Below are 13,761 nucleotides of genomic sequence, written 5' to 3' on the forward strand. Positions count from 1 at the left end.
CCACCCGGCCACCAAGGTCACGCGAGGCTACGGCAGCTGTGCCGCCCGCGCCTCCCGTCGGTTGTCCCGGAAGTTGTTCACCCGCCGCGCCGTGGCGAAGAGCGGGATCACGGCGCCGAGCACCAGCTGGAGCGCGCAGCCCGTCTGGAGCAGCAGCTGCCCGCCCGGCGCGTCGAACGCCCACGCCGCGAGCAGCCCCATCGCGGAGACGATCCACGCCAGCATGGCCACCGCGAGCGGTCCGCGCGGCTTCGGGTACTCGACGCGGCTGACCATCAGCCACGCCGTGCCGATGATCGCGAGGAGCGTGGCCACGAAGGGCAGCTCCAGGAGCACGATCGACACGACCGTGAGCGCCCCGAAGGGCGAGGGCATCCCCTGGAACACCCCGTCACGCAGCGTCACGCACGAGAATCTCGCAAGCCGCAGCACCACCGCCAGGAGCACCACGATCGCGCCCACCGCCGCGACCCGCTGATGCGCGTCGTCGGCGACCATCCCGTACACCAGCACGAAGTACGCGGGCGCGAGCCCGAAGCTGATCAGGTCCGAGAGGTTGTCCAGCTCCGCGCCCATCGGCGAGGACCGCAGCTTGCGCGCGACGAGGCCGTCGAACAGGTCGAAGACCGCCGCGCACAGCATCAGGATCACGGCCGTCGCCGCGCTGTGCCGGGCCATGCCCGACTCGTCACTGCCCGTGAGGTGCGGGATGAGGATGCCGGTGGTGGTGAAGTACACCGCCATGAACCCGCACGTGGCGTTACCGAGCGTGAGGGTGTCCGCTATTGACAGACGCAGCGACAGGGGCATGTCCTCGTCGGCGTCGTCCACGGCGTCAACCGCCTCGGGCACCCAGCCGCCCGCCTGCGCCTCGGGATCAGTCACGGTCAATGCGAGTCACCCCAGCCACGGTCTTCTGACCGACCTCGACATCCACCTCGACGCCCTCGGGCAGGTAGATGTCGACGCGCGAGCCGAAGCGGATCAGCCCGATCCGCTCGCCCTGCTCCACCTTCGTGCCCTGCGGCACGTACGGCACGATGCGCCGGGCCACCGCGCCCGCGATCTGGATCATCTCGATGTCGCCCAGCTCGGTGTCGAAGTGCCAGACAACGCGCTCGTTGTTCTCGCTCTCCTTGTTGAACGCCGGGACGAAACCGCCGGGGATGTGCTCGACGGACGTCACCGTGCCGGCCAGCGGCGCGCGGTTGACGTGCACGTTCAGCGGGCTCATGAAGATCGCGACGCGGGTGCGCCCGTCCTTCCACGGCATGATGCTCTGCACGACGCCGTCGGCCGGGGAGATCACCCTGCCCTGGGTGATCTCGCGCTCGGGGTCGCGGAAGAACCACAGCATGCCCGCGGCGAGTGCGGTGGTCGGTACGGCGAGGGTCGCGGCGGCCCTGGACCGGCGGGCCCGGGCCAGGCTGAGGGCCGCGGTGGCGACGGTCGGCAGGAGCCACGGCGATGCTCCGCGCGCGAGGCGTACACCAGCCAGGCTGTCGCGAGGTGCAGAGGTTTGGCTGTGGGGCATGGATGACCTTCGTAGCGGATGATGCCGCACTGCATACGGGGGGACGGCGGCTTTCCCGGGATCGTATCGGTTGCGAGCCACAACTGGGCAAGCCAGGAAGCCGAGTCGGCCGCGCGCGCGTGCTGACTGGGTGTGATCTTCTTCTCGATTAGATCTCGAAGAAACCGCCCCAAACCGGGCATTCAGCCCTGAAGTCGATACTCTTCGAGGAGTCGTCGGCCAATGATCATTTTCTGGATCTCGGCGGTACCTTCACCGATGAGCAGCATCGGCGCCTCTCGGTACAGGCGCTCGATCTCGTACTCCTTCGAGAAGCCGTAACCACCGTGGATCCGGAACGCGTCCTCCACGACTTCCTTGCAGTATTCGGATGCCAGGTACTTCGCCATCCCCGCTTCGAGGTCGTTTCGCTCCCCGGAGTCCTTTTTGCGTGCTGCGTTTACCATCATCGCATGGGCGGCCTCGACCTTGGTAGCCATCTCCGCGAGCTTGAACTGAATCGCCTGGTGCTGTGCGATCGGCTTGCCGAAAGTGTGGCGTTGCTGGGCATAGGAGACACCCAGCTCGAAGGCACGCTGAGCGACGCCGCAACCACGCGCCGCCACGTTCACGCGGCCGACCTCGACGCCGTCCATCATTTGGTAAAACCCGCGGCCGGTGGTCCCGCCGAGCACGCGATTGGCCGGAATGCGCAGGTCACTCATCACCAGCTCGGTGGTATCGACCCCCTTGTACCCCATCTTGTCGATCTTGCCCGGGATGGTCAGCCCTGGGCGCACCTCGCCGAACCCCGCCTCCTTCTCCACCAGGAACGTCGTCATCGACCTGTGCGGCGCCGCGGCCACTTCCTCGGCGGAGTGTCCTTCGTCACTTCTGACGAGCACGGCCACGAGCGTTGACGTACCGCCGTTCGTCAACCACATCTTCTGACCGTTCAGGACGTACTCCTCACCGTCCCGCACCGCCTTGGACGTGATCGCCGACACGTCCGAGCCGAGCGCCGGCTCCGACATGGAGAACGCACCGCGGACCTCGCCGAGCGCCATCCGCGGCAGGAAGTACTCCTTCTGCTCCTGCGTGCCGTGCTGCTTGAGCATGTACGCCACGATGAAGTGGGTGTTGATGATGCCGGACACCGACATCCAGCCGCGCGCTATCTCCTCCACGCACAGCGCGTACGTCAGGAGCGACTCGCCCAGGCCGCCGTACTCCTCGGGAATCATCAGGCCGAACAGGCCCAACTCCTTGAGCCCGTCCACGATCTGCTGCGGGTACTCGTCGCGGTGCTCCAGGTCCGTCGCGACCGGAATGATCTCTTTGTCGACGAAGTCACGGACGGTGGACAGGATTTCCCGCTGGACATCCGTGAGGCCCGCGGTCTGGGCGAGTCGGGACATGGCTACTTCTCCTGGCTCTTCGGCTCCGGGCGGCCGGGCTGCTCGCCGCCGCGCTCCTTGATGTAGGTCTCGGTGGGCACCATCACCTTGCGGCGGAACACGCACACCACGGTGCCGTCCTGCTTGTAGCCCTTCGTCTCCACGTAAACGATCCCGCGGTCCGACTTCGACCTCGACGGCGTCTTGTCGAGGACCGTCGTCTCGCCGTAGATCGTGTCGCCGTGGAAGGTCGGCGCCACGTGCTTGAGCGACTCGACCTCCAGGTTCGCGATCGCCTTGCCCGACACGTCCGGCACGGACATGCCGAGCAACAGCGAATAGACGTAGTTGCCCACGACGACGTTCTTCCCGAAGTCCGTCGTCTTCTGCGCGTAGTTGCTGTCCATGTGCAGCGGGTGGTGGTTCATGGTGAGCAGACAGAACAGGTGGTCGTCGTACTCGGTGACCGTCTTGCCGGGCCAGTGCTTGTACACGGCGCCGACTTCGAACTCTTCGTAGGTACGGCCGAACTGCATGTCCTTACGCCTCCGGAGCCTCGAACGCCGACGTGCGCCGCATGCCCGCCGCACGGCCCTTCCCGGAGATGACGAGCGCCATCTTCCGGCTCGCCTCGTCGATCATCTCGTCGCCGAGCATCGCCGAGCCCTTCTTGCCACCCGCCTCGGAGGTGTAGTACGCGTACGCGTCCAGGATCAGCTCGGCGTGGTCGTAGTCCTCCTGGGACGGCGAGAACACCTCGTTCGCGGCCTCCACCTGGCCGGGGTGCAGCACCCACTTGCCGTCGAAACCGAGTGCCGCGGCGCGCTGGGCGACCTCGCGGTAGCCGTCGATGTTCTTGATCTGGAGGAAGGGACCGTCGATCGCCTGGAGGTCGTGCATGCGGGCGGCCATCAGGATGCGCATCAGGATGTAGTGGTACGCGTCCGCCGGATAGCCGGGCGGCTGCATGCCCACGACGAGCGACTTCATGTTGATCGACGCCATGAAGTCGGCAGGGCCGAAGATGATCGTCTCAAGTCGTGACGAGGCGCCCGCGATCTCGTCAACATTGACCAGACCCTTCGCGTTCTCGATCTGCGCCTCGATGCCGATGCGCCCGACCTCGAAGCCCATCGTCTTCTCGATCTGCGTGAGCAGCAGGTCGAGGGCCACGACCTGCTGGGCGTCCTGGACCTTGGGCAGCATGATGCAGTCCAGGTTCTGGCCCGCCCCCTCGACGACGGTCACGACGTCGCGGTACGTCCACTCCGTCGTCCAGTCGTTGACGCGCACCACGCGCGTCTTGCCCGTCCAGTCGCCCTCGTTGAGGAACTTGACGATCGTGTGCCGGGCCTCCGGCTTGGCGAGCGGCGCGCAGGCGTCCTCCAGGTCGAGGAAGACCTGGTCGGCGGGGAGGCCCTGGGCCTTCTCCAGGAAGCGGGGGTTGCTTCCGGGGACCGCGAGACAGGAGCGGCGGGGGCGAAGGCGGTTGACATCAGGAAGGTGCGCGGCGGAGCCGCTCGTTGGAGGGGTGGTGGCGGGCGACGGGCGGGTCATGCGGGGACCTCCAGGGGGTCGAGGTGGTTCGCTGTGCGGATCTCGTCGACGATACGGCCGATGATCTCCGTGATGCCGAAGTCCTTGGGGGTGAAGACGGCGGCCACGCCCGCCGCCCTCAGGTCCTCGGCGTCGCTGCTGGGAATGATGCCGCCGGCGATGACGGGGATGTCGTTGGCCCCGGCGGCGCGCAGCCTGGTCAGGACGTCCGGCACGAGCTGCGCGTGCGAGCCGGAGAGGATCGACAGGCCCACCGCGTGCACGTCCTCCGCGAGCGCCGCGTCGACGATCTGCTCGGGGGTGAGCCGGATGCCCTGGTAGACGACCTCGAAGCCGGCGTCGCGGGCCCGGACCGCGATCTGCTCGGCGCCGTTGGAGTGCCCGTCGAGCCCGGGCTTGCCCACCAGGAAGCGGAGCTTGCCGGTGCCCAGGTCGGCGGCCGTCTTCTCGACCTTGTCGCGGACCAGGGCGAGCGGCGTGCCCGCCTCGGCGGTGACCGCGAGCGGCGCCCCGGAGACACCCGTGGGCGCCCGGAACTCGCCGAAGACCTCCCGCAGGGCGCCCGCCCACTCACCGGTCGTGACCCCGGCGCGGGCGCACTCCAAGGTGGCCTCCATGAGGTTGCCGGTGCCCGCCGCGACCTCCTTGAGCCGGTCCAGGGTCTGCTGCACCGTCGGGAAGTGGAAGGGGTCGCCGCCGCCCTGCCGGTCGGAGGACTCCTGACGCGTGGTGCGCCAGTCCCGCACCGCGCTCACCACGCGCGCCTCCACCTGCGGGTCGACCGTCATGATCGCCGTGTCCAGGTCGGCGGTGAGCGGGCTCGGCTCCGTGGCCTCGAAGACGTTCACGCCCACGATCTTCTCCTCGCCCGCCTCGATCCGCGCGCGCCGCTCCGCGTGCGAGGACACCAGCTGCGACTTCAGATACCCGGACTCCACGGCGGCCATCGCGCCGCCCATCTGCTCGATGCGGTCCATCTCCTCCAGGGACGCCTCGACGAGCGCCTCGACCTTGCCCTCGACGACGTGCGAGCCCGCGAAGATGTCCTCGTACTCCAGGAGGTCCGACTCGTGCGCGAGGACCTGCTGGATGCGCAGCGACCACTGCTGGTCCCAGGGCCGGGGCAGGCCGAGGGCCTCGTTCCACGCCGGGAGCTGCACGGCACGCGCGCGTGCGTCCTTGGAGAGCGTGACGGCGAGCATCTCCAGGACGATGCGCTGGACGTTGTTCTCCGGCTGCGCCTCGGTCAGGCCGAGCGAGTTGACCTGCACGCCGTAGCGGAAGCGCCGCTGCTTGGGGTTCGTGACGCCGTAGCGCTCGCGCGTGACCTGGTCCCAGATGCGGCCGAACGCGCGCATCTTGCACATCTCCTCGATGAACCGGACGCCCGCGTTCACGAAGAACGAGATGCGGGCGACGACGTCACCGAACTTCTCCTCCGGCACCTGCCCGGAGGCGCGCACGGCGTCGAGGACGGCGATCGCCGTGCTCATCGCGTACGCGACCTCCTGCACCGGCGTGGCCCCGGCCTCCTGGAGGTGGTAGCTACAGATGTTGATCGGGTTCCACTTCGGGATGTGCGCCACCGTGTACGTGATCATGTCGGTGGTCAGGCGCAGGCTGGGCCCCGGCGGGAACACGTGGGTGCCGCGCGACAGGTACTCCTTGACGATGTCGTTCTGCGTCGTCCCCTGGAGCGTGGTGATGTCGACGCCCTGTTCCTCGGCGACGACCTGGTAGAGCGCGAGCAGCCACATGGCGGTCGCGTTGATCGTCATGGAGGTGTTCATCTGCTCCAGGGGGATGTCCTGGAACAGCCGCCGCATGTCGCCGAGGTGGGACACCGGGACGCCGACCCGGCCCACCTCCCCGCGCGCGAGGATGTGGTCCGGGTCGTAGCCGGTCTGCGTCGGCAGGTCGAAGGCGACCGAGAGGCCCGTCTGGCCCTTGGCCAGATTGCGGCGGTACAGCTCGTTCGACGCCTCGGCCGTGGAGTGACCGGCGTACGTCCGCATGAGCCACGGCCGGTCCTTCTGGCGTTCCGTCATGTGCGTAACCTCGGAGTCCTCGGTGTTCTCAATGGCCTCGGCGTCCTCAGACGTTCCGGAAGCGGTTGATGGCGTCGATGTGCTGCGCGCGCTTCTCCGGGTCGCGCACCCCGAGGCCCTCCTCGGGCGCGAGCGCGAGGACGCCGACCTTGCCCTGGTGCAGATTGCGGTGCACGTCGTAGGCGGCCTGCCCGGTCTCCGCCAGGGAGTACACCTTCGACAGCGTCGGGTGGATCTTGCCCTTGGCGATGAGCCGGTTGGCCTCCCACGCCTCGCGGTAGTTGGCGAAGTGCGAGCCGATGATGCGCTTCAGGGACATCCACAGGTAGCGGTTGTCGTACTCGTGCATGTAGCCCGAGGTGGAGGCGCAGGTGGTGATGGTGCCGCCCTTGCGGGTCACGTAGACGCTGGCGCCGAAGGTCTCCCGGCCCGGGTGCTCGAAGACGATGTCGATGTCCTCGCCGCCGGTGAACTCGCGGATGCGCTTGCCGAAGCGCTTCCACTCCTTGGGGTCCTGGGTGCGCTCGTCCTTCCAGAACTTGTAGCCCTCGGCGTTGCGGTCGATGATCGCCTCGGCGCCCATGGCACGGCAGATGTCGGCCTTCTGCGGGCTGCTCACCACACAGATGGGGTTGGCGCCGCCCGCGAGCGCGAACTGCGTGGCGTACGAGCCGAGTCCGCCGCTCGCGCCCCAGATCAGCACGTTGTCGCCCTGCTTCATGCCCGCGCCGTTGCGCGAGACGAGCTGGCGGTACGCGGTGGAGTTCACCAGGCCGGGGGCCGCGGCCTCCTCCCAGCTGAGGTGGTCCGGCTTCGGCATGAGCTGGTTGGACTTGACCAGGGCGATCTCGGCGAGCCCGCCGAAGTTGGTCTCGAAGCCCCAGATGCGCTGCTCGGGGTCGAGCATGGTGTCGTTGTGCCCGTCGCTGGACTCCAGCTCCACGGACAGGCAGTGCGCGACGACCTCGTCGCCGGGGTGCCAGGCGTTGACGCCGGGCCCGGTGCGCAGCACGACGCCCGCCAGGTCGGAGCCGATGATGTGGTACGGCAGGTCGTGACGCTTCGTCAGGTCGCTGAGCTTGCCGTAGCGCTCCAGGAAGCCGAACGTCGACAGGGGCTCGAAGATCGACGTCCACACGGAGTTGTAGTTCACGCTCGACGCCATCACGGCCACCAGGGCCTCGCCCGGGCCGAGTTCGGGCACCGGCACCTCGTCCAGGTGCAGCGACTTGCGGGGGTCCTTGTCGCGCGTGGCGAGCCCGGCGAACAGCTCGGTCTCGTCCTTGTGCACGGTCACCGCACGGTACGACTCGGGCAGCGGCAGCGCGGCGAAGTCGGCGGCCGAGGTGTCCGGCGATTGGATCGCGTCCAGGATTTCCTGCATGGGTTGCCTCCGGCGAAGGGCACCCCGGGGGGGCGCTCTGAGGGGTACGTCGGGGTGGTACGTGGTGTGTGGTGCCTGAGTGCTTCGAGGGGTGCTGTGAGGGGATGCGCTGCTCGTTGCTCGACGGGTACGAGGGGGCCTCGGGCCCGTGGGGTACGGGAAGGGCGAAGCGGTGGTGCCGTCGGTTCGGCGGAGGTGGTGCTGCTGTGGCGGCGCCGTGGTGGGGCGCGGGAGGTGCCTGTGACGCAGGCGTCCGGGCGCGCTCGCCGAGGCTTGCGGGGACAGCCGGCGTACGGGTGGTGTCCGTGCGCCGGCCGCCCGGACAACATCAACGTATGACACCGTGTGCCAGTCGGCAAGGCACTCAGTGCCAACAATTTCTCTCAGTTGTCATCTGCCCGCTTCATCTGAGCGATGATCGATCATCGCAGGTCAGAGGGGGTGCGCCGGGCAGGCAGAAAGACGCCCGCCCGCTCCCGAGGGGGAGCGGGCGGGCGAACGGGAGTGCCGGAGGGGTCAGGGCCGCGTACGCAGGGCCTTCTCGATGGTGCGCATGACCTCGTCGAGGGGCGCGTCCGTGCGGGCCACGGTCACCAGGACCTCACCCCGGTCGGAGACGGTAGCGGGCGCCCCCGAGGGGGCCGCGTCCCGCCCGGCGCCGATGCCCGTCCCGAACGTCCGCCGTACGATGCCGAACGCGTGGTCGAGCTGCGCCTCCACGTCCCCCTGCCCCCCGGCCCGCAGCCACCGCCGCAGCACGTGGTTGTGGGCCGTGACGACGGCGGACGCCGCGACCTCCGCGAGCAGCGGGTCGTCGTTGCCGTCGTGGTGGGCGTGCTCGTCGAAGTGCCCCAGGAGATAGCGCGTGAACAGCCGCTCGTAGCGCGCCACGGAGGCGATCTCGCGCTCCCGCAGCGTCGGGACCTCGCGCGTGAGGCGGTAGCGCTCCACGGAGACGGCGGGCGATGCCGCGTACATCTTCATGACTTCCTTGATGCCGCGGCACACGGTGTCGAGCGGATGCTCGTGCGCGGGCGCCGCGTTGAGCACGGCCTCCGCGCGGATCAACGTGTCGTCGTGATCGGGGAAGATCGCCTCTTCCTTGGAGCGGAAGTGGCGGAAGAAGGTGCGGCGGGCGACCCCGGCCGCCGCCGCGATCTCGTCGACCGTCGTGGCCTCGTACCCCTTGGACGCGAACAGCTCCATGGCCGCGGCCGCCAGCTCGCGGCGCATCTTGAGCCGCTGCGCGGCGGCACGGCTGCCCGCGGCGCTCTCCGGAGCGTCGGGCGTAGCGGGCGTACGTGAGGACTTGGCGGCCTTGGGCATGACCCGAACGTACTGCATGTGCGCAGCTGAGTGCGCCCGCGGGACGGGACCGCCCGGGGGTTCGAGCAGCCCTCCCCAGTCCGCCCGCCCGCCGCGCACGGTGTCGTACGCGGCGGTCGGTCCTTCCGGGCCCCGGTCAGCGCCGGGCATATTCGCGGAAGCCACGGCCCGTCTTGCGGCCGAGGCAGCCCGCGGCCACCAGATGCTCCAGGAGCGGCGCGGGCGCAAGGCCCGGCTCGCGGAATTCGCGGTGCAGGACCTTCTCGATGGCCAGCGACACGTCCAGGCCGACGACGTCCAGCAGCTCGAAGGGCCCCATGGGGTAGCCGCCGCCCAGCTTCATCGCGGCATCAATGTCGTCAAGGGACGCGTAGTGTTCCTGGACCATCTTGATCGCGTTGTTGAGGTACGGGAACAGCAGGGCGTTCACGATGAACCCGGCCCGGTCACCGCAGTCCACCGGGTGCTTCCTGATCGTCGCGCACAGCTCGCGGGCCGTCGCGTGCACCTCGTCGGTGGTGAGCACGGTCCGCACGACCTCGACGAGCTTCATCGCGGGCGCCGGGTTGAAGAAGTGCAGACCGATCACGTCACCGGGGCGCGAGGTGGCGCGGGCACAGGCCACCACCGGCAGCGAGGACGTGGTGGTGGCGAGGACGGCACCCGGCTTGCAGACCTTGTCGAGCGTCGCGAACAGCTGCCGCTTGACCTCCAGGTCCTCCGCGACGGCCTCCAGGGCCAGATCGACGTCCGCGAACGCCTCGTACGAGCCGCTCGGCGTGATCCGGTCCAGGGTCTTGGCGGCCGCCTCCGCGCTCATGCGGCCCTTGTCGACCGAGCGCGAGAGCGACTTGGCGACGCGGGTCTTCGCCGTGACGGCCTTCTCCTCGCTGCGGGCCGCGAGCACCACGTCGTACCCGGCCTTGGCGAAGACCTCCGCGATGCCGGACGCCATCGTGCCGGAGCCGGCCACGCCCACCGAGCGCACCTCGCGCCCCCGCACCTGGCGCGCGCCGTCGACGGGTGTCAGCGCGTCCCGCACCACCTCGCCGCTGTCCGGCGCCGCGTACGTGTAGAAGCCGCGGCCCGCCTTGCGCCCGGTCAGTCCCGCCTCGCTGAGCTGCTTGAGGATCGGCGCGGGCGCGTGCAGCCGGTCCCGGGACTCGGCGTACATGGCGTCGAGGACGGTGCGGGCGGTGTCCACGCCGATCAGGTCGAGCAGCGCCAGGGGGCCCATCGGAAGGCCGCAGCCGAGCCGCATCGCCGCGTCGATGTCCTCGCGGCTCGCGTACTTCGCCTCGTACATCGCCGCGGCCTGGTTGAGGTAGCCGAAGAGCAGCCCGTCGGCGACGAACCCGGGACGGTCGCCGACGGCCACGGGCTCCTTGCCGAGCGCGGTGGCGAGTTCGGTGACCGTGGCGACGGCCGCGGGGGCGGTCAGGACGGACGAGACGACCTCCACGAGCTTCATCGCGGGCGCCGGGTTGAAGAAGTGCAGGCCCAACACCCGCTCGGGACGGGCCGACTCGGCCGCGAGCCGCGTCACGGACAGGGCGTTGGTGCCCGTGGCGAGGATCGTGTCCGGGCGCACGATGCCGTCGAGCGCGCGGAAGATCTGCTGCTTGATCTCGTACGACTCCGGCACGACCTCGATCACCAGGTCGGCGTCGGCGGCGGCCTGGAGGTCGGTGAAGGTACGGAAGCGGGCGAGCGCGTCCGCGCGCTCGGACTCGGTGAGCCGCTCGCGGCGCACGGCGCGCGCCGTCGAGGCCTCCAACGCGGCGACGGCGTGCGCGGCGGCCCGCTCGCTGATGTCGACGCCGATGACCTCGCGGCCCGCGACGGCGAGGACTTCGGCGATGCCCGCGCCCATCGTGCCGAGGCCGATGACGGCGACGGTCTGCGGCGGCGCGCCGGACGTACCGGAAGAACTGGAATGACTGGACGAACTGGCGGAGGGAGCGTCCATGCGGGGACTCCAGGGAGTGAGTGACGACTGAGAGGGCGCACGCGCGGGGCGCGCGGCGGGGGCGCACCGGACACGTCGGCACGCGCGCGTGCGAGCCACGCGAGCGGCGTGAAGGGGTGTACAGCGCGCGTGAGTTGCGCGAGAAGGAGAGCCGACGGGCCCTGTCCCGGAGCCGCGTCGTCCTGCGGTACGTGCGTACCGAACCGACAACACTCTCGACGGCTGCGTCACCAGGCCGTCAGGAGTCGTGGAACTGCTACGGGGAGTGGGCCCCGCTCACATGAGATTAACCGGTGAGTAACGAGCGCGCCAGCCCCCGGTGCCTGTGACCTCGGTCGCGACTAGGCTCACCGCATGGATGCGGAGTTGCGGACGGTGACGGAGCGCTTACGACGCGAGGCGGCCGCGTCGGGAGCGCAGAAGGCGTACGAGAGACTGCTGGCCGTCAGCGACCCGGACGAGCTGGCGGGGATGCTCCAGGCGGCGGGACAGCCCCTGTGGGCACGCGAGTTGGCGGCGGTGCGGCTCGGCGTCGCGGGCGACAAGCGCGCCTTCGAATCACTGGTGCTGCTGCTCAACCACCGGGACCCGCCGCGCTGCGCCGCCGCCGCGTACGCGCTCGCCCGGCTCGGCGACCCGCGCACGGCGCGCGCGGCGGCCGCGCTCGCCACGAACGAGCTGCGGGTGGCCTACGCCCTGCACCCCGTACGGCTGCTCACCGAGCTGCGCGCCCCGGAGTCGGCACCCGCGCTGATCACCACGCTCCGGCGCCGTCTCGCGCCCAACGACCCCTACGGCAAGGTGGCGCTCGCCTGCGTGGAGGGCCTGGGGGCGCTCGGCGACGCGCGCGCCATCCCGGTCCTCACGGCCGCCGTCGCCCACCCGCGCCTCGCGGCGGCCGCCTCGGCGGCCCTGGCGCGGGTGTCGGTGTGAGTCAGTCGGGCACCAGGCGGCGCAGGAAGCGCACGTACGGACTCCAGCGGGCCGGGCGCGCCACCGTGCCCGTCAGGGCGAACTCGGCGCGGTCCAGGCTGTCTTCGAGGCACGCGTCGTGGAAGGAGCGGAAGGCGAGCGGCCAGGTGAGGCGGGCCGGGCCGCGGGCGCGCATGGCCAAGGTGTGCCGCAGGACCGTGTGCTCGGCGCGCTTGGGGTGCCCGGCGCCGCCGTCCCCGTGGATCACGGGGTGCACCGTGAACTCGTGGAAGCCGTCGAAGCCGCGCGGCCCGGTGAAGGTGAAGCGCACCCACTGCTGGGGCGCGTACGCCGCGACCGTGTAGCGGACCGGGCCGTGACCGCCGCGCGAGCCGGGGCTGAGGCCCCGGTCCAGGCGCATGGGCGGCCAGTCGGCACCCGGCCACAGCGGGTCGCCGTCGGTGGCGAGGGCGTCGACGAGCGCGCCGACCTCGCTCGGCTTCGCGGGCAACAGGCGTTCGTGGACATTGAGGACGGCCATGACAGCTCCAGGTGAGGTTTTGGAGAGAGCCCTCTATTTAATTGGAGGGTACTCTCCAATACATGGCGAGGCCACCCCGGTACGACATGAACCGCTTCCTCGACGCCGCCGTGCGGCTCGCGGCGGAGGCGGGCCCGTCCGCGATCACGATGGCGGCCGTGGCCAAGGCCGTCGGCGCGCCCAGCGGCTCGGTGTACCACCGCTTCCCGGCCCGCGCGGCGCTGCTCGCGGAAGCGTGGCTGCGGACCGTCGAGGACTTCCAGGAAGGGTGGTTCGCGGCGCTTCAGGCCGAGGGCGCGGAGCCGCGCGCCGCCGCCCGCGCGGCGGCCGTCCACGTCGTCGCCTGGAGCCGGGCGCACCCGCGCGAGGCGGCCCTGCTCCTGTACGGCGTCGGTGACTTCCAGCGGGACGACTGGCCCCCGGAGAGCGAGGCCCGCGCGCGGGCGGGGGAGGAGCGGGTGCGGGCGGCCGTCGCCGGACTCTGCCGCGCGCTCGGCGCGGTCGACGCCCCGGCCGTCGACCGCGTCACGCTCGCGGTGATCGACATGCCCCTGACGGTGGTGCGCCGCCAGGTGCGCCGGGGGCGCGAACTGCCGCCGCACGCCGAGGAGCTGGCGGGCGAGAGCGCGCTGCTGCTGCTCGGCGGCTGAGGGGCCCAGACGCGCTAGGCGTCCGCCGCGGTCTCGTCCGGCACGACCGCGAGGGCCTCTATCTCCATCAGGAACTCGGGCGAGACCAGCGCCGCGACCTGGAAGGCCGAGGACGCGGGAAGCCGCGCCGGGTCGAGGTAGGCGTCCCGCGCGGCGCGTACCGCGGGCATGTGGGAGATGTCGGTGACGAAGTACGTCAGCTTGATCACGTCGTCGAACGTGGCGCCCGCGGCCGCCAGGCAGCGGCGCAGGTTCTCGAAGACCTGCATGGCCTGGGCCGCGGCGTCGCCCGCGCCGACCAGCTCGCCCCGCTCGTCCAGGGCGAGCTGGCCGGAGATCGCCACCAGGCGGCCGGTGCCCGTCACGACGTGGGTGTACGCCGTGGCGGGCGCGACCCCGTCGGGCGCGTGGATGTGCGTCAGTCGGTTCATGATCCCCATGGTGGACCATGGGTCCGACAGCCG

At 70.4% G+C, this 13,761-nt stretch carries 13 protein-coding genes; 2 read left to right on the forward strand and 11 right to left on the reverse strand.

Going from position 1 to position 13,761, the window contains the following annotated elements; genetic code table 11:
* Window positions 1–27: 27 nt before the first annotated feature.
* The 9 genes from pssA to AC07GB_RS08480 all read right to left on the reverse strand — a co-directional run bounded on the left by pssA (window position 28) and on the right by AC07GB_RS08480 (window position 11,194).
* Window positions 28–891: a CDP-diacylglycerol--serine O-phosphatidyltransferase gene (gene pssA / locus AC07GB_RS08440; RefSeq protein ID WP_478842867.1), complete on the reverse strand. Its 864-nt coding sequence runs from the start codon at window positions 889–891 to the stop codon at window positions 28–30.
* Window positions 878–1,534 carry a phosphatidylserine decarboxylase gene (locus AC07GB_RS08445; protein WP_478842869.1) on the reverse strand — a complete coding sequence of 219 codons (657 nt, stop codon included), beginning with the start codon at window positions 1,532–1,534 and terminating at the stop codon, window positions 878–880. The genes pssA and AC07GB_RS08445 overlap by 14 nt, the downstream gene beginning before the upstream one ends.
* Before the next feature lie 182 nt (window positions 1,535–1,716).
* A complete protein-coding gene (locus tag AC07GB_RS08450) occupies window positions 1,717–2,931 on the reverse strand; it encodes an acyl-CoA dehydrogenase family protein (protein ID WP_478842870.1) in 1,215 nt (404 codons plus the stop codon).
* A 2-nt stretch (window positions 2,932–2,933) separates the two neighbouring features.
* On the reverse strand, window positions 2,934–3,446 hold the full coding sequence (locus tag AC07GB_RS08455) for a MaoC family dehydratase (RefSeq protein WP_478842872.1): 513 nt from the start codon (window positions 3,444–3,446) through the stop codon (window positions 2,934–2,936).
* A 4-nt stretch (window positions 3,447–3,450) separates the two neighbouring features.
* A complete protein-coding gene (locus AC07GB_RS08460; protein WP_478842874.1) occupies window positions 3,451–4,467 on the reverse strand; it encodes an HpcH/HpaI aldolase/citrate lyase family protein in 1,017 nt (338 codons plus the stop codon).
* On the reverse strand, window positions 4,464–6,515 hold the full coding sequence (locus AC07GB_RS08465) for a protein meaA (RefSeq protein ID WP_478842876.1): 2,052 nt from the start codon (window positions 6,513–6,515) through the stop codon (window positions 4,464–4,466). Before AC07GB_RS08465 ends, AC07GB_RS08460 begins: the two co-directional genes overlap by 4 nt.
* A gap of 46 nt (window positions 6,516–6,561) precedes the next feature.
* Window positions 6,562–7,899, reverse strand: coding sequence for a crotonyl-CoA carboxylase/reductase (gene ccrA, locus AC07GB_RS08470; RefSeq protein ID WP_478842878.1), 1,338 nt, complete (start codon window positions 7,897–7,899; stop codon window positions 6,562–6,564).
* Window positions 7,900–8,415: 516 nt separating this feature from the next.
* Entirely contained in the window at window positions 8,416–9,225 is an 810-nt protein-coding gene (locus AC07GB_RS08475) for a TetR family transcriptional regulator (protein ID WP_478842880.1), read from the reverse strand.
* A 136-nt stretch (window positions 9,226–9,361) separates the two neighbouring features.
* The gene (locus tag AC07GB_RS08480; RefSeq protein ID WP_478842882.1) at window positions 9,362–11,194 is read right to left on the reverse strand and encodes a 3-hydroxyacyl-CoA dehydrogenase family protein; all 1,833 of its coding nucleotides are present in this window, start codon (window positions 11,192–11,194) and stop codon (window positions 9,362–9,364) included.
* Between the two features lie 354 nt (window positions 11,195–11,548).
* Between AC07GB_RS08480 and AC07GB_RS08485 the strand changes: the two genes are divergently transcribed.
* Window positions 11,549–12,127: an adenylosuccinate lyase gene (locus tag AC07GB_RS08485; protein ID WP_478842884.1), complete on the forward strand. Its 579-nt coding sequence runs from the start codon at window positions 11,549–11,551 to the stop codon at window positions 12,125–12,127.
* Between the two features lies 1 nt (window position 12,128).
* On the opposite strand, the gene AC07GB_RS08490 is transcribed toward AC07GB_RS08485, so the two are convergent.
* Window positions 12,129–12,647 carry an SRPBCC family protein gene (locus tag AC07GB_RS08490; RefSeq protein ID WP_478842886.1) on the reverse strand — a complete coding sequence of 173 codons (519 nt, stop codon included), beginning with the start codon at window positions 12,645–12,647 and terminating at the stop codon, window positions 12,129–12,131.
* Between the two features lie 62 nt (window positions 12,648–12,709).
* Here AC07GB_RS08490 and AC07GB_RS08495 point away from each other — a divergent pair, with 62 nt between their 5' ends.
* Complete coding sequence (locus AC07GB_RS08495) at window positions 12,710–13,297, forward strand: TetR/AcrR family transcriptional regulator (protein WP_478842888.1); 588 nt, start codon at window positions 12,710–12,712, stop codon at window positions 13,295–13,297.
* A 14-nt stretch (window positions 13,298–13,311) separates the two neighbouring features.
* Here the strand turns inward: AC07GB_RS08495 and AC07GB_RS08500 are convergent, their stop codons facing one another.
* On the reverse strand, window positions 13,312–13,728 hold the full coding sequence (locus tag AC07GB_RS08500) for a RidA family protein (RefSeq protein WP_478842890.1): 417 nt from the start codon (window positions 13,726–13,728) through the stop codon (window positions 13,312–13,314).
* Window positions 13,729–13,761 lie beyond the last annotated feature (33 nt).

Source organism: Streptomyces sp. NPDC045778, from assembly GCF_056431945.1.